Raw genomic sequence first — 24,878 nt, 5'->3', positions numbered from 1 at the left:
AACGAGTGGTATCCCCAAAGGTCACCTATTTATTCTTAAGTCTATTCATCTGAATAGCGGGCAGGCCCCAAGAGGTGTATTCGAGCAACGTGGCCAGGAACCGGCATGCTCAGGGCCAGGCGGGTCAGGTTTTCTCCGAACTACTTATGTAGTCTAATCCAGCGCTTACATTTTAACGTGAATAATGGCTAATATTGATAGCAAGTATTTGATTTTCAGATAGTAATGTAGGCTAATTTTTGTCATCCCGACGCAAGGAGGGATGACAAAAATTAGCCTACATTACAGCGGTTTATATGCCATTATTCACATCATTTAAACGTTCAGCCATCAACATGCCTATTGGCGGTGCTTTTGATTTCAACGGGGCGGAGAATTTTGCCACCGTACGTAAGTTAGCCCCTGTTTCCAGCCGAAAGGCCAGGTTACATACAGACACAAAACCGCATAAAAATAGCCCGTCACTAGTAGCGACGGGCTATTTTACTTACTTGTCTTGTCCAATTACTTAAACGGCAACCGTAGCCCTTCTTGACGCAGCCGACTCGTTTTTGGTTGACGCTACGGCAGCACCGTACACGACCAGACCAAATCCGATCTTGTTCACGGCATCACCAATGTTGTAGATCAGGTCGAGGTTGAGTCCCATTCCACCCAGCAAACCGCCGGGCATAGCCATGTAACCGATTGGGTAGATACCCCAGCCGATCAGAACGAAGTTGCGCAACAGGCGAACCGCTTTAGCTACTTCAGGATTTGGCGACTGGTCGGCAACCTGTTTTACGCTTCCCATCGTTGCCTCATATACTATACCCAGATAGCCCAGGGTCGAAATAGCACCCCAGATTACTGTACGGGCCGGATCGATCGACTCCCCAATATAGCCCGTTACGAGCATGAATACCGAGTAGCCAACCAAACGCCATAGCGTAGATGTTTTACCACCGTAGGGCTTGATGAGCAAGTAAAACTCTACACACATCAGCGGTACGGTAAGCGTCCAGTCGATATACCGGAATTCGGTTGGCGACGTCTTGGTTTCCAGCCATACACCCCGCATGTAGAAGTAGTGGACAGCTGCAATCATAGTGATGAGACCCGAAATCAGTAACGAGGTTCTCCATTTACCATCCACTTCACTGCGCTCGAAAAAGAAAAACACAGACGCGGCAAACATGGACATGTAACCCGTGAAGAACGTGAACCCAATTACGTCGCCTGGCTGAAGGATCTCCAGCAAAATAGAACTGATTTGATTGTACATGATACTAAGAGTTATAGTGAATGATGGCACTGACTTATAACGAAATATTACAATCAGTAACTCAAATTGTAATATAAGCCAAAAGTAGTTTGTTTAATTTTTATTAAAAAACTTTCAACAGAATTTATTTTAAAAAAATTAATTTCCAAGCGTATATAGGGCCTAAATATCTAATTGGCATACTTTTATTCCTTACACTACTTAATCAATCATCTTATAAACAATCACTTATATCTACGATCAAGCTTGTGCATGACTTGAATGTGGGGTAGCGTAATTGTGGAGAGTAGGATAAACAAATAAGGAAGCGGGTCGCCTAAGGGTAAATACCGGTTCCAGATACTGCTACAGGCGAATAGAAAGCCAAACGCAAGCAGAGTAAGCGGCACAGATTGGTACCAGAGTTTCCAGATAGATTGTACTGGATTGGCAGACCGCTGGAGGTAAGACAAAATTGTACCGAACGAACTCAACGAGTGCCAGCCGCCAAAATAGAGCATAAACGCAGGCAGTAAGGGCAAGGTGTAGGTCAATAAAATCACGACCCCTAATCGTCCCAGCCGCCATCCATTGACTGGTATTGGCTGATGCCCAAAAGCAAGCATTGCCAGAACGCCCAGTAATGTAGCCCACCCTCGTAGCAAAGGCCCTCTCTGGCTGATAGCCCCGTTCCAAACCTGCATGGTAAAAACGTCGTTCTTAACAATTCGGGCTATTACAGGCGTTACCTCATCGGCGTGGTTAACTAATATAAAGGCTAGTACGAAGCCCCCCGCCAGTAGCCTTGTCAGCGACCAGTAACCTGTTTCAGGCGCGTGTTCAAGATCCGTTTCACCAAAATGCCAGGCTGAAATAAGCAAAAACAAAATAAAACTCAGCACAGGAAACACCATCCAGCCTAACCCGTAAGCACCTATCATGAATAGGTACTTGATAATGAACCGAGTTAGTGAAAACCGTTGTGCCTGCCGTAAACTATGCTCCTGCTCAACGAGGTGATCCAGCGCCCCGTGCGGAATACCAACAAACGCAAGTAGCCCAATACAGAAGAAAAGCTGGGCTGATAATGACAGCGGCCCTACCCAGTATTGATAACCCGCTACCAAGAGGCCCGCACCAATAGTCAGACAGGTCGGCGTGCGCCTTATATAAGAAGACAACCAAGTTAATAGACTACTAATCAAGGCAGTAAAGAGAGAAGTGAATGACTGCCACGTTAACTGGAAACCTTAATCACAAGTTCATATAGTTATAAAATTTATTACTTTAGTTTAATTATGAATAATAATCCATTTGAAGAATAGTGTAACGCACTCTCAGTTAAGCAACTTAACTTCCGGGCAAACCGGATCAAACAACATTTTGCCTGTGCTTCGCACTAACTGACGTCTTGATCGATGGCCGCCGTATACATCACCGACAAACAATTCTATGAACAGGAAAAAAGGAACAAGCAGCAAGTACAGTTTCAACGCTAATAACCGATGATATGACCGAACACCACCTCAGCGTGCAGCGCACGGCCCGCTATTACACACTGGGTACCCTAACCGATCAAACCACACACATCTGGTTTTGCCTGCATGGGTTTGGGCAGCTAGCCTCCTTTTTCAGCAAGAAGTTTACGGGTTTGGACAATGGCAAAACACTCGTTGTTGTACCCGAAGGACTATCGAGGCTCTACCTCAATGGCAAGTACGAACGCGTTGGCGCGTCGTGGATCACGCGCGAAGACAAACAACACGAGATCCATGATTTTGTTGCTTACCTGAATACGTTGTATGAGATAATCCTGGATGGCCGCGACCCGAACCTGTTTCATATAACGCTGCTGGGATTTTCGCAGGGGGCGGCTACCGCATGCCGGTGGTTGGACGGAAACGGGATGAATAGTATCCACGTCGACCGGTTGATTTTATGGGCCGGCTTCTTCAGCAACGGAATTGGTGACCTGATTGATCCGGAGAAATTGAAGGACGTAGAAACACACTACGTCTATGGCGCACAGGACGAGTTTCTTGCCCTGATCAAGGATATTGATGCCTATAAAGCCCGCCTGCTGTTCGATGTACCCAACCTGAAAACTACGGTATTTGAGGGAGGGCACCGGGTTGAACCGTCGGTACTGGCCAACCTTATAGCGACCTAAGCGAGCCATAGGTACTAATCTGGCCTAAACATAACCTGGCCGAGCTATGGCGTAAAACAAGTCAATCGTACACTACCGGACAGGCATTGTCCGCTATCGAACATTAACACACGGGCGCTCGAAACACAACATTCTGATTATCAACAATATACTGTACTGGCACGCTTGTTGGCATTAGTAAAGAGAAAACATCACTCACAAAAAAACTCTTTATTGCCATGTATATCAATCTGATTTCCGCCACAGCTAAAACCTTATTCGCCAGCCTATTACTCAGCACGACGTTGTTGGCCAATCCGACAAATCCAACTAAACCTACCTCTTTCGACGCCAGCCTCTACGTTACCAAAGGCAATAAGATTCGGGTAGCAGTTGAAAAGAAAAACCCCGAGCCTGTGGCCATCATACTTCGTCAGGGCAACAAGCGTAATGAAATTGTCTTTCGCCAGATAATGGGCAAAAAACAACCTAAGTTAGCGCTGCAACTGGACGTTAATGAGTTAGAAGACGGCGCTTATGAACTGGAGATTCATTCGGCTTCGGGCAGTATTGTTAAACAGATCAGCCTGCTCACCCCCACTGGAACGAAGCTGGAACGGACAGTAACGATTCCCTAACTATTCTTTACCCTGGTAAGCCAACACCCTGCCCGATCATTTTCGGGCAGGGTGTTGGCTTTTTATACGCCGGTAAACAGGCGTTTATTTTCGTGTGATCGTTGTAGCAGCCGCCTGCGCACTGGCCAGAATGGTCAGGTCGGCAATGGTAACATGGGCAGGCGCCGTAACGGCATACACGATGGTATCGGCAATATCGCTGGCCGTCAGGGGGGTAAATCCTTCATAGACTTTGGCAGCCCGTTCGGTATCGCCTTTGAAACGCACAACCGAAAACTCAGTTTCTACGGCACCCGGTGCAATATTAGTCACCTTGATACCATGCTGCGTCAGGTCTAACCGCATGCCGGTGCTGAGTGCTTCAACCGCGGCTTTGCTGGCGCAATACACCGCCCCATTGGCATAGGTCTGCTTACCGGCTATCGAACTGAGGTTCACGATATGCCCCCGTTTACGCGCCACCATGCCCGCAATTACCGCCTTCGACACATACAACAGTCCCTGCACATTCCCGTCGATCATCTGGTCCCAATCGGTGGGATCGCCCTCCTGAATTGGTGACATACCGTAGGCATTTCCCGCGTTATTGACCAGAATATCGATGGCCTTCCACTCATCGGGTAGGGATTCTATGGCTTCACGAACATCGTTATAGTCGCGTACGTCGAAATTCAGGGTAAGAACGGGCGTTTGAAGGCTGAGTTGCTCTTCCAATTCCGCCAGCCGGTCAGGACGGCGGCCACACAGGATAAGGCGATAATCGAGGTCGGCGAAGGCTTCCGCAGTGGCACGGCCAATGCCCGAAGTAGCGCCGGTGATGAGTGCAATCATATACGTATAGGGCGTAAAAACAGTGATCTTATGTTGGCGCAAAGCTAACAGATTCCCCCTTCAGGGGCCTATTGAAACCCGATGAAAACTTTCCTGCAGAATATCTGGTAACGCTACCGAAAATCGGAAGATTACGGCCCCAAATTTGCTTAGAATACTAAATATCTGGTTTTTATTAACACTATCGAACATATTAATTCCAGCTTATTATTGGGCTGGATAGACCTACTACCCATACCTGTTTGGCCGCGTTGGCCTGCCAGCCTTATGAAGTTTGCGACCTCCGGGCGTTATCCTCTTACGTGAAGCAATTACCTTTTTTTACTACTACTTAATCAATCTACCTTATGACTCCTGAATTTTCTGTAGTAATTCCCACCCACCAGCACCCGGCTTTCTTATTGAAATGCCTGGATGCCCTGGGGCGGCAGCGGCTTGCTCGCAATCAGTTCGAGATTATTGTTGTAGACGATGGCGATTCATCCAGTACGGCAACAGCCGTTGCGCTTTTTAGCCGACAGGTAGTGCAGTCGGGTGGAACGCTGGAAGTACGGTATCTTGCCCAAACGGAACCACTCGGTTTTGCAGCCGCCCGTAATCGAGGCTGGCGGGCTGCACGGGGTCGGGTCATTGCCTTCATCGATGACGACTGCCTGCCCCAACCCGACTGGTTGCTATCGGCATCCACGAGTTTCCAGCGGGGAGCACAGGTGGTAGCGGGTCAGCTCCGCCTTGCCTTGTCCGACTCCTCCACCCGGCCCGATACGAAACTACCGTACGTAGAAACAGGCGAGTTTATTTCGGCCAACTGTTTTTGCCTGAAGTCGGCGCTGGAACGGGTGGGTGGCTTTGAAGAAGATTTCGACTCAGCCTGGCGGCAGGACAGCGACTTACAGTTCAATTTCATCCAGGTAGGCATTCCTATCAGCAAATGTCCTGAAGCGGTCGTTGTTTATCCCCTACGCGACGCGGCCTGGTATACGGCGCTGGCCAACGAACGGAAGGGCCGCTACGACGCCCTGCTTTATAAACGCCATCCGGCTCTGTTTCGGCAACGGATTGAGACCCACCGGGGGCTCGTCCTGGAATACTATGCGTCGGTGTTGGCATCCACAATTGGGTTTATGAGCGCCCTGTCTGATAATATTGTTGCCGCAGCCATGGGATTCTTTTTGTGGGGAGCCATATCAACCAATATGCTCTGGCAGCGACTACCCGATAATGCCACGAATCGCCAGTTGTCGCAAACCGTGCTGACAACGTTAGCCATTCCGTTCCTGGCTATTTATTGGCGTCTTCGCGGAGCCATAAAATACAAGGTGTTGTATTGGTAGCCATAAAAGGAACCATAATTGATTTGTTTGTATTTTTGACGGATAGAGGTGGTATGCTCAACCACCTTTATCTGTCAATGAATCATCTCCAACAAGATTTCAGCGTTCGGTTTAGCTATACCGTCTTTTTCACCGAACAATTATTTGCTACGACCAACACCCTCCTGTCTGGTTTTCTTATACAACCAAATGCCCCAGAGACCCGGAAGAAGCTGCTGATGGTGCTCGATTCAGGGGTTGTTGACGCCCATCCGCAGTTGCCAACGGCCATCCGTAATTATTTTGCCCCCCTCAATAACAGCATTGACCTGGTAGCCGATTTCCTGATCGTTCCCGGTGGCGAACGGGCCAAGAACGACCCGGCCCTGGTAGAACAGGTCGTCGACGCCGTTGATGGGTTCAGTATCGACCGCCATTCTTTCGTTGTGGCTATCGGGGGTGGATCGGTGCTGGATATGGTAGGCTACGCAGCCGCCATTTCGCACCGGGGTATTCGCCACATTCGAATTCCAACGACCGTATTGTCGCAGAACGATTCGGGTGTAGGGGTCAAGAACGGGGTCAACTACCGGGGCAAAAAAAACTTCCTCGGCACGTTCGCACCACCGGTAGCCGTCTTTAACGACAGCACCTTTCTGACTACCCTCGACGACCGCGACTGGCGGGCGGGTATTTCGGAAGCGGTTAAAGTAGCCTTGATCAAAGACCGTGTCTTCTTCGACTGGATTGACGCCAATGCCCATTTGCTGGCCATGCGCGATGGAGCGGCCATGAGTTACCTTGTTCACCGCTGTGCCGAAATGCACCTCCAGCATATTGCCGGTGGCGATCCGTTTGAGATGGGCTCGTCACGACCACTGGATTTTGGCCATTGGAGCGCCCATAAGCTGGAGCAACTGACCAACTTCGAACTGCGCCATGGGGAAGCTGTAGCCATTGGTATTGCCCTCGACACCTTGTATTCCAATCAGCTTGGCTGGCTTTCCGACGCCGACACGAACCGTGTGCTGACAACATTACGCACGCTTGGCTTCTCGCTTTATAATCCGTTGCTCGACGCCGACAACAGCACCGGCATTCTACGGGGACTTTCCGAATTCAGGGAACACCTCGGTGGCCAGCTCACCATTATGCTACTCAAAGCGCTTGGCACCGGTGTGGAAGTTCACGAGATGGACGCCGATGGTGTACGGCAGGCAATTGCCACCTTGCGTAAGAGCGAATTATCAACCACCGTTTAGTTGTAAAGCAGGCTTTTTCCCAGCGCACTGGCCCAGCCATTGATGGCATGAACAACGCATGCCACTGTGTTTAGATGCTTATGAAAACTTCCCTTGGACACCTCGGCTACTGCACCAATATTCATGCAGGCGAAACCTGGGCCGACCATTTTGCGGCTCTGCAAAAGTCAGTTCCTGAACTTAAGAAACGGCTATCGCCAGAAGCCCCGTTCGGACTCGGTTTACGCCTGTCCAACATAGCGAGTGAAGAACTCGAAAAACCCGAAAATCTTGTCGCCTTTCAGCACTGGCTCGCCCAAGCCGGTTGTTACGTCTTTACAATGAATGGATTCCCGTTCGGGGGGTTCCACGATACTGTCGTTAAAGATCAGGTACACACACCCGACTGGACCACCGAAGCGCGGGTCGACTACACAAAACGGCTGTTCCGTATCCTGTCGGTGCTGCTGCCGGTCGATGAGCTTGGCAATGCCATTACCGGCGGAGTCTCCACCTCTCCGCTCTCCTACCGGCACTGGTTCGAGTGGGAGCTACCGGCGGCCCGCGACTACATCCTGTCGCAGACAACTCAGAACGTGCTCGACGTCGTAGCCGAACTAATCCGGCTGCATCGACAGACCGACCGGCTTATGCACCTCGATCTGGAACCCGAACCCGACGGGGTCATTGAAACGGCCGACGAGTTCATCGCCTGGTTTACAGATTACCTTATCCCAATGGGGCTGGAGCAATTGACTTCGCAGTTTGGCCTGACCGATGAAGAAGCCGAAGCAGCCATCTGCGATCATGTCCGGCTTTGTTACGACGTATGCCACTTTGCGGTAGGCTACGAACGCCCGGCCGATGTGCTCGATAAACTTAAAGAGTACGGGCTGCGGGTCGGTAAAATCCAGATCAGCGCGGCTTTAAAAGCTACATTTCCCGAGCCGGGTGCCGATCAAGACGGGCGGATGGCTGTACACCAGGCATTTGCCCAATTCAACGAGCCTACTTATCTGCATCAGGTAGTAGCCCGTACAACATCTGGTGCGTTGGTGCGCTTTCCGGATTTGCCGGACGCTCTGGCGGCTTTCGACGATACCCATGCCGAATGGCGGGCTCACTTTCACGTCCCTATTTTCGTGGAAGATTATACGGTGCTGCAATCGACGCAGGATGACATTCGGGAGGTGCTTCGCCTACAGGCCGAGCGGCAGTTTACCAACCAGTTGGAGGTCGAAACCTACACCTGGGACGTACTGCCTGCCGAACTGAAAGTGGCTATTATTGATTCGATTGAGCGAGAAATGAAGTGGGTTTTAACGACAGGCTTGCCGGAACAAACGCAGCTTTCCTGATGAAAGGCTCATCCTGCTCAATCCTGTAATCCTGTCCCAGACATTATGCAAAAGACTGTAGTACTCGACGTAGTGGGTTTGTCTTATTCGCTGATTGGCGAACACACACCCTTTCTGAAACAGTGGTTTGCCGACAAACATCAGGCTACCATCGAATCCATGCTGCCGGCCGTAACGACGTCGGTCCAATCGACTTATGTTACCGGAAAGTGGCCCAGCGAACATGGCATTGTTGGTAACGGCTGGTATGACCGCACCGATGCCGAAGTGAAGTTCTGGAAACAGTCGAACAAACTTGTTCAGGGTGAAAAAATCTGGGAACGGGCCAAAAAGATAGACCCTGCCTTCACCGTCTCCAAAATGTTCTGGTGGTATAACATGTACTCGACGGCCGATTTTTCGGCTACACCCCGGCCGCAGTACCCATCGGACGGCATGAAACTGCCCGACTGCTATACGCATCCCGCCGACCTGCGCGACCGGCTTCAGCAAGAACTTGGTACGTTTCCTTTGTTTCAGTTCTGGGGACCCGCTACAACCATTAAATCGACCCGCTGGATTGCCGATGCGTCTATGTTAGTCGACAAATGGCACAACCCTACCCTGACGCTGATCTACCTGCCTCATCTTGATTATTGTGTACAGAAGTTTGGGGTCGATTTCAGTAAAATTGGAAATGACCTGCGCGAACTCGACGATGTTTGCCGCGATCTGATCGGGTTTTATGAAAAGCAGGGTGCCGAGGTGATCGTGTTGTCGGAATACGGCATTACGAATGTCAGCAAACCCATTCATATCAACCGGATTTTGCGTGAGGCAGGCTTGATCCGCTACCGCGAAGAGCGCGGCCTGGAAGTATTCGATGCCGGAGCCTCCCCCGCTTTTGCCACCGCCGACCACCAGTTTGCGAATGTATACGTCAACGATCCGGCTGTATATGACCAGGTCCGGACGATACTGGAGAGCACTTCCGGCATTGAGCTGGTCCTGGACAAGGCCCAGCAGAAAGATTACAACATCGATCACGAGCGTTCCGGCGATTTTGTTATCGTGGCCGATGCCGAGAGCTGGTTCACTTACTACTACTGGTTCGACGATACCCGCGCCCCGGATTACGCCCGTCTGGTCGCCATTCACCAGAAACCAGGCTTCGATCCCGTCGAAATGTTCATGGACCAGACCAACCCGCTTATCAAGCTCAAAGCGGGCTATAAGCTGGGGCGGAAGATGCTGGGGTTCCGGTATCTGATGAACGTCATTTCCCTGGATGCTACCCTTATAAAAGGATCACACGGCCGACTGGTTACAGACCGTCAGTTCAAGCCCGTCTTTGTCTCATCTGCTTCCGGCAACCGGTCTTATACCGATGAGACGATGCCTGCCACGGCGGTATATGACCGGATATGGGAAGCCCTCACCGCTAACGTACTCGTTTAACCCGCCAAACCGGGTAGCTCAACAACGGTTTCGTGTTTATGTGTTTCAGGATGTGGCCGTTGGACCGTTGGCTCATTACCGGCTGGTCTGATGCACATAAACACGAAAAACCGTATTTTAGAGCTATGAAACGCTGTCTTCTCCTGCTCCTGCTCGTCTCGGCCTGCACCTCGAACCGCCCTCCCAAACTGACGGCTCCGACTGATGAGGCTGAATATTACCAGCCCAACAAGCCTGAATACACGGTACGAAAACAGCTTCTGCCCGACCCCACCGGTGGCCTGGGCCATTCGCAGGACCCCGACATTCGGGTTACCGATATCCGGCAAACCGCCAGCTATACGGTCCTGTACCTGACATTTGGCAAAGACCCGGAAGGACGAAATAACAATTTGTACGGTACCAGCAGCATTTCGTTCAACCCCAAAGCCGTGCTGGCAACCCCAGACGGAAAACGTACGTACAAGCTCATTAAAACCGAAGGCATCCCCATGTCGCCGGAAACACGTGACATCAAAAACGACGAACGGGTTTCGTTCACCTTGTATTTCGAACGGCTGGACCCCGATGTAAAATCCTTCGATTTATTCGAATGCCAGAGTGATAACCAGAACTCCTGTTTCAATATAGCCGGGATGAGCCTCGATAATTCCGTGAGCGCTACTGAACGCCAACCCAGGTAAACCGACTTTTTGTTTACCCCACACACCGAAACGCAGGTAACCGCCGTTAAAATGGTAGAGTTATCATGTAGTTTTAGTGTACTTATGTCTTTTCTGCCTTCCTCAATCAATCGGTTTCGTATTTCTGTTTCATCTGTCCTCCTCTTTATCCTACTGTTTACGAGCCTTTTAGTACTGGCGCAGGTTACGTTGAAATACCGGATGCTCAACGGCTATGTACTGAGCAGCGATGCACCCGTCAATAAGGGCAAACCAACTTTATTTGTTTTCGAGCAGTCAGAAACTTTCTGGCAAGTGTTCAGGCCAGCGGCCAGTGGGCTGGCGGCCGTCGTGAGCAAACGCCCCGACCAGGCCAACTTCAACAGAGAGATGGTTATTGGCATAACGATCCCCCCCACCAACAAACCGCCCAAACTCTCGATCAGCAAAGTTTTTGTACAGGATTCGACGCTCACCGTGCGCTACATTCGCATGAAAGACACCACCAGTGTCGATCCCAAGGCCATTATGGCGCAACCAATTCTGGTGGTGGCCATTCCTAAACAGATTGTTCTCAGAACCCGGCTGGTTGAAAATGGCAAAGTAATTCAAACACTTCGAAAACACGAAGAAGGCGACTAACACGCCTTGTCGTTTTCCCACGATCCTAAAGCGAACTGCGAAGGTTCGCTTTTTTGTTAGGTACATATCGGCTTTGTCGACCTGAGAAGCCCGCGCCCGCGTCGATTTCCGTATCTTTGCCCTTATTTTTCAGTCGCACGGGCGATTAGATCCTATCAGACGTGACTTATCAGCAATATGATTCCCTCGATTACGCACAGGTAGCAGCCGAGGTGTTAACTTACTGGAACCAAAATCAGGTGTTTGAGCAGTCCGTTGCCCTCCGCGATGGACAGCCTGACGCGCCAACAAACCGGTTCACATTCTACGAAGGCCCCCCATCGGCTAATGGAACGCCCGGCATCCACCACGTGATGGCCCGGACGATCAAAGATATTTTTTGCCGGTACAAAACGCTGCGCGGCTTTCAGGTCGAGCGGAAAGGTGGCTGGGATACCCACGGCCTGCCCATTGAGCTTCAGGTCGAAAAAGAACTTGGCATTACCAAAGACGATATCGGCAAAACGATCAGCGTTGAAGAATATAACCGCCGGTGCCGCGAAACGGTCATGCGGTTTACCGACCAGTGGAATGACCTGACGCAGAAAATGGGCTATTGGGTCGACCTCGACAACCCGTATATCACCTACAAGAACCAATACATCGAGTCGGTCTGGAGCCTGCTACGGCAATTGTATGACAAAAATCTGTTGTACAAAGGCTATACCATCCAGCCCTATTCGCCAAAAGCCGGTACCGGTCTGAGTTCACACGAGCTCAACCAGCCCGGCACGTATAAGGACGTCCGGGATACAACGGTTGTGGCCCAGTTCAAAGCGAAACTGACCGGCAAATCGGCCTATCTGTTCGACGCAGCCGAGTCGGACGACGTCTATATCCTGGCCTGGACAACGACTCCCTGGACCCTGCCCGCCAACTCAGCGCTGACGGTAGGGAAGGACATCGACTACGTGCTTGTCAGAACCTTCAACGCCTACACCTACCAACTTGTCAATGTGGTACTGGCGAAGGCGCTGGTGAGCCGGTGGTTCGCCGAGAAAAACCGCGTCGAGAACATGTACGACCCGGCCTTCGATGCCTATCTGCTGAGTGAGCATACAGCCAGCCAACCTATTCCGTGGGCGGTGGTGATGGACATGAAGGGCGAACACCTGACCGATATCGAGTATGAACAGCTCATGCCGTATGTACAGCCTTCGACACCCGCGTTCCGGGTTATCCTGGGCGATTTCGTAACGACCGAAGATGGTACCGGTATCGTGCATACGTCGCCTACCTTCGGGGCCGACGACTTCCGGGTTGCTCAGGTAGCCGGTATACCGCCTATCATGGTGAAAGACGAGACGGGAAAAGATGTCCCTATCGTCGATAAACAGGGCCGGTTTGTAGCCGAGATAACCGACTTTGCCGGTCGTTATGTGAAGGAAGAATACTACAGTGACGAGGACCGTTCCGATCCGGATTTCAAAGCGACCGATGTGCTTATCGCCATCAAGTTGAAGGAAGAGAACAAAGCGTTCCGGGTCGAGAAGTATGAACACCCTTACCCGCACTGCTGGCGAACCGACAAGCCCATACTGTATTACCCGCTCGACAGCTGGTTTATCCGGACTACGGCCGTAAAAGATCGGCTCGTTGAACTCAATAAAACCATTAACTGGCAACCTGAGAGCACCGGCACCGGACGTTTCGGCAACTGGCTCGAAAACCTGGTCGACTGGAACCTTAGTCGTAGCCGGTTCTGGGGAACTCCTCTACCGATCTGGCGGTCAGAATCGGGGGAGGAAGTATGTGTAGGGTCGATCAAAGAGTTGGTTGACCTGGCCACCACCGCGCTCGAATCGGGCAAACTGTCGGATGAACAGCATGAGCGAAATGACAAATTCGTAACGGTTGTCGCAGGCAGCGCCCTTGATCCGTCGGTTTCGTTCGACCTACACCGACCTTATGTCGACGAAATCTACCTGATCTCGCCCAACGGCCAGCTCATGCAACGCGAGTCGGACCTGATCGATGTCTGGTTCGACAGCGGAGCCATGCCGTATGCCCAATGGCATTACCCCTTCGAAAACAAGGAAGTATTCGAGCGATCGTTTCCGGCAGATTTTATCTCGGAAGGCGTTGATCAGACACGCGGCTGGTTCTTTACGCTTCACGCCATTGGGGTGATGCTGTTCGACTCGGTAGCGTTCAAAAACGTGGTCTCTACCGGACTGGTGCTGGATAAGAACGGCAACAAAATGTCGAAGCGGCTGGGTAATGCCGTTGACCCCTTCCAGACGCTGGCCAAGTACGGCCCCGATGCTACGCGCTGGTACATGATCACCAATGCGGAGCCCTGGGATAATCTTAAATTTAACGTCGACGGCATTGGTGAAGTCCAACGGCGGTTCTTCGGAACGCTGTTCAACACCTATAATTTCTTTGCCCTGTACGCCAACCTCGACGGCTATTCGATCGATTCCACCCGCGCTACCGACTGGGTATCGCGCGAACAACTGCCCGAACTGGACCGCTGGATTCTGTCGAAGCTGAACACACTCATCCGCGACGTGACGGAGCAGTACGAAAGCTACAATCCTACGAAAGCAGGGCGGCTGGTGCAGGATTTCGTAACCGATCAATTGTCGAACTGGTATGTGCGGCTATCGAGACGACGCTTCTGGGCGGGCGGTACCAGTCAGGGTGAACTATCTCTCGACAAGCGGGCAGCCTACCAGACGTTGCAGCAGTGTCTGGTAACGGTATCGCAACTGATGTCGCCCATTGCGCCGTTCTTCGCAGACTGGCTCCATCGCAACCTGACCAGCGGCCAGCAGCCCGATGCGACCAATTCGGTCCACCTGACCAACTGGTATTCGGTCGATGAAGCAGCCATAGACACCGACCTGGAGCGATCGATGGAGCTAGCCCAGGAAGTGTCATCACTGGTACACTCCCTGCGAAAAGGCCACAAGCTTAAAGTTCGTCAACCCCTGAGTCGTGTGCTGATTCCGGTGCTGAGTAGCGACACACGACGGCAGATCGAGCACGTAGCGCCGATCATCATGGCAGAGGTCAACGTGAAGGCCGTTGATTTTGTGGACGATGCGTCGGGTATCCTGAAAAAGAAAGTAAAACCAAACTTCAAAGCCCTTGGCCCCCGGTTTGGCAAACAGATGAAGGATGTAGCGGCAGCTATTACCGCCATGACAAGCGACGAGCTGAAGTCGCTGGAACAAGCCGGTACCCTACACCTCGATCCGTATACCTTACAGCTCTCCGATGTCGAGATTCTGACGGAAGACATTCCTGGCTGGCTCGTGGCGAGTGAAGACGGGCTGACCGTAGCCCTCGACGTGACGGTGACCGACGAACTACGCCGGGAAGGCATAGCGCGTGACCTGGTAAACCGAATCCAGAACCTGCGCAAGGATCAGGGTTTTGATGTGACCGACAAAATCAGGATTGAACTTGAACCGACAGATGCGCTGCTCGTTGAAGCGGTCCAGATGAACAGTGATTACATCCGGCAGGAGGTGCAGGCGGTTTCACTTGATCTGATCAGCGATCTGAACGGAAATGCCACCGAGATCGACATGGATGAATTCCGGCTTCGACTCAAGGTTGTCGTTGCCTGACAAGATCATCATCCCTCTATAAAAAGAGCCTGCTTCAAGTTGAAGCAGGCTCTTTTTATGTAACGTAATTTACCATTACATATAGTTATCCTATATAAGTAAATAGATGACCTTATAAAATCAACTGGCATCAATATTGATAAGAAAACATTTTTTTAAAAAGAATATATAAAACATCGATTTACAGAGCCTACTATATTCGAGCAAAAATGGCCTTCAGGGCGCGTTTCAGGCTATTCACAAACGACTAAGAAGGCGATTTTACTTTTCGACTAGTGCTGGCAATACTGGCATAAAATTCGATTAGTGCCTGAGCAACTCATTCATACTTTCCGTAACCGCTGAAATAGTGACGCTTTATACCAGTTGGATGCCCGCAGTTTACCTGTATCCAATGGGCCTTAATGTACCAGGCTACCAGTTGATCACCAGCTAGTGGAGTGGGCGCGCCCATATCGGTAACGACGGCAACAGCCAATGTATGAGCTACCCTACTCTCTGTTGTTTTTACAAACTGGTATTCACCCTTGGTCCGAAACAGCGTGCAGCTTGAGGCCAATTTAAACGCACTATACCATTGATTGATTCGCTACGAAACTCCCTCCACTCATTCGCTAATAATTACCAGGCCATCATGTGGCGGTTACGTGAATGTTCGCTCAATGACGAGCAACTGGGCATGGCCCTTGGGGTCAGCGGTAACGCCATCCGCAACCGCCGGGCTAAACCCGACCTATGGAAATTATCAGATGTAGAACGGCTGGCAACTCATTTTGCGCTGCCCGTAACGGCTTGTGTCCAGCTTAACCAGGCACTCCACGCATTACCCGGTCAATTGAAAACGGCACCCAACGATGAGCGACGCAAGGCAGAGCGCATGATGCTCATCAAAACCACCCAGCTGGAGTTGTATAATCAATCGGACTGGCCCGTACGTCAACTGCTCAGGATGCACCAGGCGCTGACCACTGTTTCCCGGTAAGCCGAATCCGGTAAACCCGGCGTAGGAATACTCAGCACGCTGGGCTTACTTTATGGGTTTTAACACCCACCGTATGCTTCGTGCTGTTTACTTATCGCTCTGGTTTGGAGCCTTTTTTGGTTTTTCCGTCTCTGCTCAAACACCAACACGCCTACGAGGCCCTTACCTACAGGTAGTTACACCCACATCGGTTACCATTCGGTGGCAAACCAGTCTACCAACAGTAGGGCGCATCTGGTTTGGGCCATCCGAAACGCAACTCACCAACAGCCAGCGCGAAGCACAGCCCACGCTCGATCATAGCCTGACGCTGACAGGTCTGCAACCTGCCACACGCTACGCTTACGCCATTGGCTACGACGAAACGAAATTGATAGCGGGGCCGGACTATTACCTCCGAACGGCCTTACCTTCCGGCGATACCCGCCCCTTTCGGATGTGGGTACTCGGCGATTTTGGCAATGGGACAGCCAACCAGAAAGCCGTTTATCAGGCCTATCGAAACGCTACGGCTACGCACCCGGCCGACCTCTGGCTCTGGCTCGGTGACAATGCCTACTGCTGTGGAACCGATCCTCAGTTTCAGGAATACGTGTTCGATGTATACGGCCCTACCCTGCGCAACACGCCTTTCTATCCTACCCCCGGCAATCACGACTATGCCGACAGCGAGACAAATTTCGACATAGCTTATTACAAACTGTTTACCATGCCAACCAAGGCTGAAGCGGGCGGTACGGCTTCGGGCTCACAAGCCTACTTTTCGGCTGACTATGGCAACGTTCATATTATCTCGCTCGACTCGCAGGGGAAAGAAGGCGGACGATCCCGGCTCTTCGACACGACGGGTACCCAGGTTCAATGGCTGAAACGAGATCTGGCGGCTAACAGGATGCCCTGGACGATTGTTTTCTTTCACCATCCACCTTACAGTAAGGGCGGGCATAATTCCGATACAGAAGAATCGATGCGCCTGCTCCGCGAAAACCTGACCCCTATTCTCGAACGATATGGCGTCGATATTGTCCTCAACGGACATAGTCATAATTATGAGCGATACTACCGGCTCAAGGGGCATACCGGTCTGGCCAATACCTTCGACAAACAAAAGCATGTTCCAGAAAACACGACCGCACGCTACGACGGCTCTCCTAATTCCTGCCCTGTTCTGACCAAAGGGCTGGGAACGGTGTATATCGTCAATGGATCGGGTGGTGCCCTGGGCGGACAATCTCCCGATTATCCGCATCCTGCTATGGTGTCTGGGCAAGCAGGGACACTGGGGGGCTCCATGTTGTTCGACGTGGTGGATAATCGCCTGGATGCTCAGTTCCTTGCGGCCGACGGGTCGGTCCTGGACCGGTTTACAATGATGAAAAACGTCAACAAAACCCGGCCGCTTACCGCCGAGTATGCTGACACCCTCCAGCTGTCTGCTTCCTGGCCGGGCCAGGAGGGTTCCCCCGGAACCAGAGATTATCAGTGGGCTGGCGTTTCGGGGAACCAGACGAGCAGGGCGATACGCTACGTGGCAGACAAAGCCGGTGCTTTTCCAGTAACCGTCAGCGATACCCGGCAATGCCTGACGGATCAATTTACGGTAAACGTCCTCGCACCACCCGTACTTACTGCCCGAACGTCTGCCTCCGTTTGTGCAGGCGGCACACTCCCTGTGACGGCCACACCCGAAAACACAACGAAAGCGACGGGCTGGCAATATGATGTGCTGCTCTCTGACGCATCGGGTAACTTCGCGGCTGAGCAACAAATTGGGTCCGGTTCGTTAGCTACCCTCGCGGGTGTTTTGCCGGCCACCCTGCCGGCCGGCACGGGCTATCGGCTCCGGGTTCGTCCGCGCGGTGTCCCCTTCGCGCAACTGGTACCAAGCGATCCGTTCGTGGTGAAGACAGTACCCACTGCCGCCCTCTCCGGCTCAGCGTCTATCCAGCAGGGTCTTTCGGCCCCGCTGACCCTCACATTTACCGGAGACCAGCCGTGGCGGGGTACGCTATCGAGCGGGCAGGCGTTTTCTGCGGTAGTCAGCCCCCTGCTGCTTACGGTACAGCCAATAAAGACCACATCGTTCTCCATTGCTTCTTTTGAGAACGGCTGTGGAGCAGGGACAACAACCGGGCAAGCCCTGATTACCGTATTGCTACCAACCGAAACGGAGCCTTTTGCGGGGGGCTACCTTCAAATCTACCCCAATCCAGCTCAACATGTTCTCTACGTGACCCTCTCGGCGGGGCAGAATAAAGAAACCAGTCTCCGCCTGCACGACACACAGGGAAAACTGGTCTATCAAAAAAACTTTAACTCGTCGACACTGGTACAGGAATCGGTTCCTCTACCCGATAGTTCAGGCACCTACCTGCTCACGATCCAGGTTGGTCAGCAGGTGATTACGCGAAAAGTTGTCAGACAGTAACGCCCGCCCCTGGATGCAGCAAGCGGTCAGGTTATAGAACCTGACCAACACCAAATAAGATGACGAACAACAGCGTCGACAGCGCCAGTTGGCCCAGACGTGCATTCAACTCGACAGGGCGTTTGTGTGTAGCGACCACCCGGCCATTCAGTACGAACAACGGAAAGGCCAGCACATAAACGTAGCCAGTCAGCGGGGCATCGGTCAGAAATGAATAGGAAAGCGCACAGAACATACCGGCAATCAGCAGTCCCCAGTGATAGCGAATCGCCAGTTGCAATCCCAGGCGAGCCGGAATGGACCGTTTACCGGTCAGTGTATCGGTCTCGATATCACGAATGTTATTGATATTCAGTACGCCGGTTGCAAACAGACCCACACTGGTAGCTGGTAGAAATAACAAGGGTACGAACGAGAGGGTGTGCAAAAAATACGTCCCCAACACCCCCACCCAGCCAAAAAAGATAAGCACGGCAATATCACCGAAACCAGCATAGCCGTAGGGTCGTTTGCCGTTGGTATAACCAACAGCGGCCGCAATGCTAAGCAGACCAAGAATAAGGAAAATCCAGAACCGTACTGGCATCGAAGCCAGCCCACTCCCCGAAAGGCTCGCGTCACGAAACGATTCGACCAACAGCCAGACACCGCTCACCAGCGATAACACGGCTGTAATGACAATACCCCGCAGCATGGCCTCTTTTGTGATGTCGCCGGTGGCTACAGCCCGGCGCGGTCCCACGCGCTGATCGGTATCTTTTCCCGAAACGGCATCGCCATAGTCATTGGCGAAGTTGGAAAGTATTTGCAGGAACACCGTTGTCAGCGAAGCCAGCAACATGATTTTCCAGCTAAATTGAAAGTTGGCCAGCGCCAGAAGGCTGCCCAGAATAATACTGGCCAATGCCAGTGGCAACGTACGCGGCCGGGCCGCAGCAATCCAGGATTTCATAAACGGGAATGACCAAAAGAGCCAGCGAGTGAACAGATGACTGGGCCAGTAAGGGCTTCGCTCACCTGTTCACTCGCTGGCTCTTTCACTCGTTAAATGCCAACTGCCTTCTTGAACTCTGCATCGTCGGGTTTTACGCCCGATGCGAAGAAATTGGTCAGTTTACCCTGCTCATCGACAACGTACTTGCAGAAATTCCAGGTCGGCGCTTTGTCGTTCCAGCCGTTGAGCGACTTGGTGGTTAGCCATTTGTAGAGCGGAGACTGCGCATTCCCCACGACATCGACTTTCTCGAACAGAGGAAACGTGACGCCGTAATTCTTCTGACAGAAACTGGCCACCTCTTCATTGCTGCCGGGCTCCTGACCCATAAAATTGTTGGCGGGAAAGCCCAGCACGACAATTTTATCGCCATGCGCTTTGTAGAATTTCTCCCAGTCGGCATACTGTGGCGTGTATCCGCATTTGGAAGCCGTGTTCAGGATCACAATTTTCTTGCCTTTGTAAGCACTCAGTGCCACTGGCTTACCATCGATACTTTTTACGGTAAAGTCGTAAACCGACTTGGTAGGCGCATCCAGATTGGCTGGCGCAGCAGCAGCATCTTTCTTATCGCTGAAAATACCTTTAACGATCGTTGATAACGACATAAAACTGGTTAGGGCCACGACGAGCGTAACCGCAATTAAGGTGAAAACAACTGGCTTCTTCATAGGGTTGGGAGCGTTTACATTTTCTCGGGTACGTCTATGCCCAATAACCCCATCGCTTTACGGATGGTTTCAGCCACTAAATTCGATAGAATTAAGCGATTATTAAGCTTCTCCGCGTCGGTCTCTTTCAGGATCGACAGCTTGTCATAGAACTGGTTGAATGTTTTGGCCAGTTCATACGCGTACTGTGCAATGTAGGACGGTGCCAGGTTTTGACCGGCATCGGCAACACGCTGTGGAAACTGACTTAACAGAAAGATCAATTGCTGTTCGATATCGTCGAGGTCCGTTGCAGCAATGGCTCCATCGATAGCCACATCCATCTCAGCCGCCTTCCTCACGACAGATCGGATTCGGGCATAAACATACTGAATGTAAGGGCCCGTATTGCCGTGCAGATCTACTGACTCGGCGGGATTGAACTGCATCCGTTTCTGCGGATCTACCTTCAGCAGATAGTATTTCAGCGCCCCTAAACCCAGCATCTCAAACAAGCTGGTCTTCTCCGCTTCCGTAAACCCATCGAGTTTACCTTTGGCGGCATCGTCGGCGGCTGCCGATGCGGCATCGGTCGTTTCCTGAATCAGATCGTCGGCATCGACAACAGTGCCTTCGCGGGATTTCATCTTACCGGTTGGCAAATCGACCATTCCGTAAGACAGATGGTACAACTCATTGGCATACGGCCGCTCCAACCGGCGCATGATGGCGAAGAGAACATTAAAATGATAGTCCTGCTCATTGCCTACCACCCAGATCTGCCGGTCGCAGTTGAAGTCGCTGTATTTCAGTTCGGTCGTGCCCAGATCCTGCGTCATGTAGACCGATGTACCATCCGAGCGGAGAACGAGCTTTTGGTCAAGTCCCTCTTCGGTTAGGTCGATCCAGACAGAGTTGTCGTCTTTTCGGTAGAAAACGCCTTTCTGCAAACCCTCTTCAATAATCTCTTTACCAAGCAGGTAGGTTTGCGATTCGTAATACGTTTTATCGAAGGTGACGCCGATGCTGCGGTAAGTAGTGTCGAACCCGGCGTATACCCAGGTGTTAAGCTTGTTCCAGAGGGCGATAATTTCGGGATCGCCCTGCTCCCATTGCCGCAGCATCTGCTGAACGGTTTGCATCAGGGGAGCCGTTTTTTCGGCAACTTCCTTATCCGTTCCCTGCGCCACCATGGTCTCGATTTCAGCTTTGTATGCCTTGTCGAAGAGTACGTAATATTTCCCGATCAGGTGGTCGCCTTTCATACCCGACGACTCGGGTGTTTCGCCATTGCCGAAGCGCTGGTAGGCCAGCATCGATTTGCAGATGTGAACACCCCGGTCATTGACGATGCAGGTCTTGATGACATCGTAGCCGTTGGCCGCCAGAATCCGGCTCACCGAATCGCCCAGAAAGTTATTGCGAAGATGACCCAGGTGGAGCGGCTTGTTGGTGTTTGGCGACGAGAACTCGACCATCACCGATTTCCCCGTTGCGGGCAGTGTACCGAATGACGGGTTGGTAGCCATATCGGTCAGCACTTCGCGCCAGGCCGCATCGGCGACACTCAGGTTAAGAAATCCCTGTACCACGTTGAATGCCTGCACTACGCTTGTATTATCGACCAGCCAGTTGCCGATAGCCTGCCCAATCTGGGCCGGTGCCTGACGCAGTGTTTTGGTCAGCGCAAAGGTTACGAACGTATACGTCCCCTCGAATTCTTTGTTGGTAGGTTGTAAAATTACGTCTCCGATTTCCTGCTGGTACAAGGCAGCAACGGCCTGCTGAACGGCACTGCTTATTTCTTCCTGTATATTCATGGATGAGTAGAACCGCTCTGGTGTGGCGGTTTTGCGAGCGCAAAAGTACGAAATGTAGATCACCTTACCGTCGCACGGTGTTTAGTCCGTTCGTGTGGCAAAAACGGGCTAAACACCGTGCGACGTCAAGGCGTCAGTATCGATGTCTGCTCCGCGACTTCGTTCACTTTATCTTTTGAAAAGAAGACCGGGAAATACCCATTCTCGGCCCAGATCGGAAACAGATCGCGGTAGTGCGGGCTGGCAGGATCGCCGGACTGGCCTGGACTGTTGATGCCCATCGTTTTATCCCAGTCTTCGGTGTCGACCAGAATTCGAAACGAGGCCCCGTGGGTTTGGTTCAGGTCGTTGGCCGTTGCATTCACGGTTTCGCCATAACCACCCCGGGCTACCGGTCCCAGATTGATCTGCTGCTGCATGGCCGGATCGACCAGATCGCTCAGCGGATGTGTAATCGTAATGTGCTTGTTCTTGCGCTGCCCATACGACCAGTCGTCAGGGTCTTTGCCCAGTCGGTTTGTCAGTTCGGCCACGGCGCGGTCGAGGCAGGCAAGCAGGAGGCTGTCGCGCCCCCCCGCCCCGGCCACACTGGGGCGGGGGACCACCAGCCAGTCGATAACCCGCTTCGATGGCAATGTCTTCATATACGGCAGCGCTGCCCTGGGAATCAGGTACTGGGCCACGGCCTGCTTCAACTGGCCTTCCCAGGCCACGTAGATAGCCGCCGGAACCGAACTGGGGTCGAGTTTATAATCCCATTTCCGCAGGTACGTCAATGCCTGTTCGGTCCGGTCGTTCGGCGACGACAGGTTTTGTAAGAGCGGCACCAGCGTTCGGGCGGGGATTGACAGATAGTCGGCTTGCAGGGCCATGAAGTCCACCAGGTTTTTGCGTTTACCATCGTTGAGCACCTCCTCTATCCGGTGGGCCCGGCTGGGTCCGGCCCATGTCCAGCCGATGGCGTTTCGGTTAGGGAAGTTGACCGGTGTCAGGTTGTTGTTCGCCGTAACCACATACCCTTCGGCGGGGTTGAGTTTATTGGGCAGCTGCTGAATAGGCAGGTAGCCGCTCCATTCGAACCGGCCGTCGCCCGGTACCGGTACCAGTCCCGTGTAGTTTTTGCGAATCGGGGAGAGCCCTACTGCCTGCCAGCCAATGGTACCGGTTTTATCGGCCCAGATCATATTTTCGCCGGGTATCCGGCTATACGAACACGCCTGCCGAAACTCAGTCCAGTTTTTAGCCTGATTCATCCGCAGGCTGGCCAGATACGGTGCGCAACCCTGTTCGAGCCACCCCGCCCGAATGGCGTAGGCTTTGTGACGGGCCTTATCTTCAAACACAACGGGACCATGCTGGGTATACTTCAACGTAGCGGTGACCAGTGTGCCGTTTTTCATGGGAATACGTTCAGTCCGCGTTTTCATGGCCACCCAGCGATTCGCCGTCCCCTTACCCCTATAGGCATACTCGTTTGTGTTGTTCGGATTGGTATCGTACACGTACAAATCTTCATTGTCGGTTTCGAAAATTGTAAGACCCCACGCACCGTAGTCGTTATGTCCAATAGAAATCCCAGGCAGTGTCGGCTCACCCGCCCCAATCACGTTCCAGCCCGGCGCGTTCAGATGCACCCAGTACCGCAGCGATGGTGTCGATTGGGCCCGGTGCGGATCGTTCGCCAGCATCGGGTAACCACTGGTCGATTTGTTACCTGAAATGATCCAGTTGTTGGAGCCGACGTATTGTTTTTCGGTCTCGAACCACTCGTCCCTCACCCCCGGCCCCTCCCGCAACGGCGGACCGCCCATAGGGAGAGGGGTGCAGGCCGTCCGGACGTCAACTAAACCGGAGGTTTTCACCCCTCTCCCTATGGGCGGTCCGCCGTTGCGGGAGGGGCCGGGGGTGAGGGAGGGGCCGGGGACCCAGGCCTCGTCTTCATCCGCTTTTGTTGCCCGGCCGCCAAACTTCAACGGCAACCGGAAGGCTTCGTACAGCTCCAGAATGGGTTGAAACAAGGCGTCGCCATCGACATGCAGGGTCAGATCAGGCTCAGTTGGCTTCGTTACCGGATGAAACCATTGCAGTTCGCGCAGCTTCCCGGCACCAATAAGCTTGACCAGTCGCCCATAGTTAAGCTCATCACGAACGTTTCCTAACAAACCTTGGTGACGGCTGATAACGACCTCAGGTGTCCATAAAGCGGGTTTTGTCTGTAGCACCTTAAACTCAAATGGGAGTGCATCGGGTGTTTTCAGAATTTCGGTGATGTAGGCGTTGATACCGGCCACAAACGCTCGAACGATTAACGGCCCATGCGGGTGGTAATGAAGCAGTTCTTTATCGATGTCGCCCCGAAACCGGAACAGCCGGGTGCCAACATCCCGCTTGGTTTCCTGCGGCCCCAGCAATTCTGAAACGGTGCCGGTTGCCTGCCGACGCCAGATTTCCAGTTGAAACAGCCGATCCCTGGCGGCTGAATAACCCTGAGCAAAAAACAGATCGTGCTCGTTTTTGGCGTAGATGTGATTGACACCCCAACGGTCGCGGATGATCTCGACGGGCTGTTGGAGACCAGGCGTTTTCAGGGTTTGCGTCGGTTGGGAACAGGCATAGCTCAAAGCTGCCAGGCAGAGACTAAGACTACTAACAAGACGATTCAGCATGGTAAATCAGGTTGAACCCGAACATACACATAATTCCAACGTACTCCATAACTTAGCTGCATTGTTGAACGCTCATCAATGGGATCATTTATAGACTAGTACTTGTCCAATTTAATTATTAGAATAATCTGATTTATTCATAGGATTGACCTGCTCATACCATCGTTTGAGTTTATCTTCAGCCGTAGCCACCGTGAAACTCCA

General features: G+C 52.2%; 18 protein-coding genes. 11 read left to right on the top strand and 7 right to left on the bottom strand.

Annotation, left to right across the window (positions count from 1 at the left end; genetic code table 11):
* Positions 1 to 508: 508 nt before the first annotated feature.
* The gene (locus FH603_RS23285) at positions 509 to 1,264 is read right to left on the bottom strand and encodes a bacteriorhodopsin-like (protein WP_186740669.1); all 756 of its coding nucleotides are present in this window, start codon (positions 1,262 to 1,264) and stop codon (positions 509 to 511) included.
* A gap of 224 nt (positions 1,265 to 1,488) precedes the next feature.
* A complete protein-coding gene (locus FH603_RS23280; protein WP_244968025.1) occupies positions 1,489 to 2,424 on the bottom strand; it encodes a Brp/Blh family beta-carotene 15,15'-dioxygenase in 936 nt (311 codons plus the stop codon).
* 329 nt (positions 2,425 to 2,753) lie between these two features.
* Between FH603_RS23280 and FH603_RS23275 the strand changes: the two genes are divergently transcribed.
* A complete protein-coding gene (locus tag FH603_RS23275; protein ID WP_186740656.1) occupies positions 2,754 to 3,413 on the top strand; it encodes an alpha/beta hydrolase in 660 nt (219 codons plus the stop codon).
* Positions 3,414 to 3,631: 218 nt separating this feature from the next.
* Positions 3,632 to 4,030 carry a hypothetical protein gene (locus FH603_RS23270; RefSeq protein ID WP_186740654.1) on the top strand — a complete coding sequence of 133 codons (399 nt, stop codon included), beginning with the start codon at positions 3,632 to 3,634 and terminating at the stop codon, positions 4,028 to 4,030.
* An 84-nt stretch (positions 4,031 to 4,114) separates the two neighbouring features.
* Here FH603_RS23270 and FH603_RS23265 read toward each other — a convergent pair whose 3' ends face one another.
* Complete coding sequence (locus FH603_RS23265) at positions 4,115 to 4,861, bottom strand: SDR family NAD(P)-dependent oxidoreductase (RefSeq protein WP_186740652.1); 747 nt, start codon at positions 4,859 to 4,861, stop codon at positions 4,115 to 4,117.
* Positions 4,862 to 5,208: 347 nt separating this feature from the next.
* Between FH603_RS23265 and FH603_RS23260 the strand changes: the two genes are divergently transcribed.
* The 9 genes from FH603_RS23260 (at position 5,209) to FH603_RS23220 (ending at position 18,544) form a co-directional block, all read left to right on the top strand.
* Positions 5,209 to 6,195, top strand: coding sequence for a glycosyltransferase family 2 protein (locus tag FH603_RS23260; protein ID WP_186740650.1), 987 nt, complete (start codon positions 5,209 to 5,211; stop codon positions 6,193 to 6,195).
* Positions 6,196 to 6,272: 77 nt separating this feature from the next.
* A complete protein-coding gene (locus FH603_RS23255; RefSeq protein WP_186740647.1) occupies positions 6,273 to 7,436 on the top strand; it encodes a 3-dehydroquinate synthase in 1,164 nt (387 codons plus the stop codon).
* Between the two features lie 80 nt (positions 7,437 to 7,516).
* Positions 7,517 to 8,773, top strand: a complete 1,257-nt coding sequence (eboE, locus tag FH603_RS23250) for a metabolite traffic protein EboE (protein ID WP_186740645.1) — start codon at positions 7,517 to 7,519, stop codon at positions 8,771 to 8,773.
* Between the two features lie 45 nt (positions 8,774 to 8,818).
* The gene (locus FH603_RS23245; RefSeq protein ID WP_186740635.1) at positions 8,819 to 10,210 is read left to right on the top strand and encodes an alkaline phosphatase family protein; all 1,392 of its coding nucleotides are present in this window, start codon (positions 8,819 to 8,821) and stop codon (positions 10,208 to 10,210) included.
* 125 nt (positions 10,211 to 10,335) lie between these two features.
* Positions 10,336 to 10,893, top strand: a complete 558-nt coding sequence (locus FH603_RS23240; RefSeq protein ID WP_186740633.1) for a hypothetical protein — start codon at positions 10,336 to 10,338, stop codon at positions 10,891 to 10,893.
* Positions 10,894 to 10,977: 84 nt separating this feature from the next.
* Positions 10,978 to 11,514 carry a hypothetical protein gene (locus FH603_RS23235; protein WP_186740631.1) on the top strand — a complete coding sequence of 179 codons (537 nt, stop codon included), beginning with the start codon at positions 10,978 to 10,980 and terminating at the stop codon, positions 11,512 to 11,514.
* A gap of 161 nt (positions 11,515 to 11,675) precedes the next feature.
* Positions 11,676 to 15,134: an isoleucine--tRNA ligase gene (gene ileS, locus FH603_RS23230; RefSeq protein ID WP_186740629.1), complete on the top strand. Its 3,459-nt coding sequence runs from the start codon at positions 11,676 to 11,678 to the stop codon at positions 15,132 to 15,134.
* A 577-nt stretch (positions 15,135 to 15,711) separates the two neighbouring features.
* Positions 15,712 to 16,116 carry a hypothetical protein gene (locus tag FH603_RS23225; protein WP_235985457.1) on the top strand — a complete coding sequence of 135 codons (405 nt, stop codon included), beginning with the start codon at positions 15,712 to 15,714 and terminating at the stop codon, positions 16,114 to 16,116.
* Between the two features lie 73 nt (positions 16,117 to 16,189).
* On the top strand, positions 16,190 to 18,544 hold the full coding sequence (locus FH603_RS23220; protein WP_186740626.1) for a metallophosphoesterase: 2,355 nt from the start codon (positions 16,190 to 16,192) through the stop codon (positions 18,542 to 18,544).
* Between the two features lie 31 nt (positions 18,545 to 18,575).
* On the opposite strand, the gene FH603_RS23215 is transcribed toward FH603_RS23220, so the two are convergent.
* From FH603_RS23215 to FH603_RS23200, 4 genes are all read right to left on the bottom strand, one after another.
* The gene (locus FH603_RS23215) at positions 18,576 to 19,496 is read right to left on the bottom strand and encodes a 1,4-dihydroxy-2-naphthoate polyprenyltransferase (protein WP_186740624.1); all 921 of its coding nucleotides are present in this window, start codon (positions 19,494 to 19,496) and stop codon (positions 18,576 to 18,578) included.
* A 92-nt stretch (positions 19,497 to 19,588) separates the two neighbouring features.
* Positions 19,589 to 20,209 carry a glutathione peroxidase gene (locus FH603_RS23210; protein ID WP_186740622.1) on the bottom strand — a complete coding sequence of 207 codons (621 nt, stop codon included), beginning with the start codon at positions 20,207 to 20,209 and terminating at the stop codon, positions 19,589 to 19,591.
* 14 nt (positions 20,210 to 20,223) lie between these two features.
* Positions 20,224 to 22,008, bottom strand: coding sequence for an arginine--tRNA ligase (gene argS / locus FH603_RS23205; RefSeq protein ID WP_186740620.1), 1,785 nt, complete (start codon positions 22,006 to 22,008; stop codon positions 20,224 to 20,226).
* Positions 22,009 to 22,133: 125 nt separating this feature from the next.
* Entirely contained in the window at positions 22,134 to 24,674 is a 2,541-nt protein-coding gene (locus FH603_RS23200; RefSeq protein ID WP_186740618.1) for a penicillin acylase family protein, read from the bottom strand.
* Between the last annotated feature and the right edge of the window lie 204 nt (positions 24,675 to 24,878).

Origin of the sequence: Spirosoma utsteinense, assembly GCF_014282275.1 — a bacterium.
GTDB classification, from domain to species: Bacteria; Bacteroidota; Bacteroidia; order Cytophagales; family Spirosomataceae; genus Spirosoma; species Spirosoma utsteinense.
Note: the sequence above shows the minus strand (reverse complement) of the source record. Positions and strands in the feature narration are given on the sequence as shown.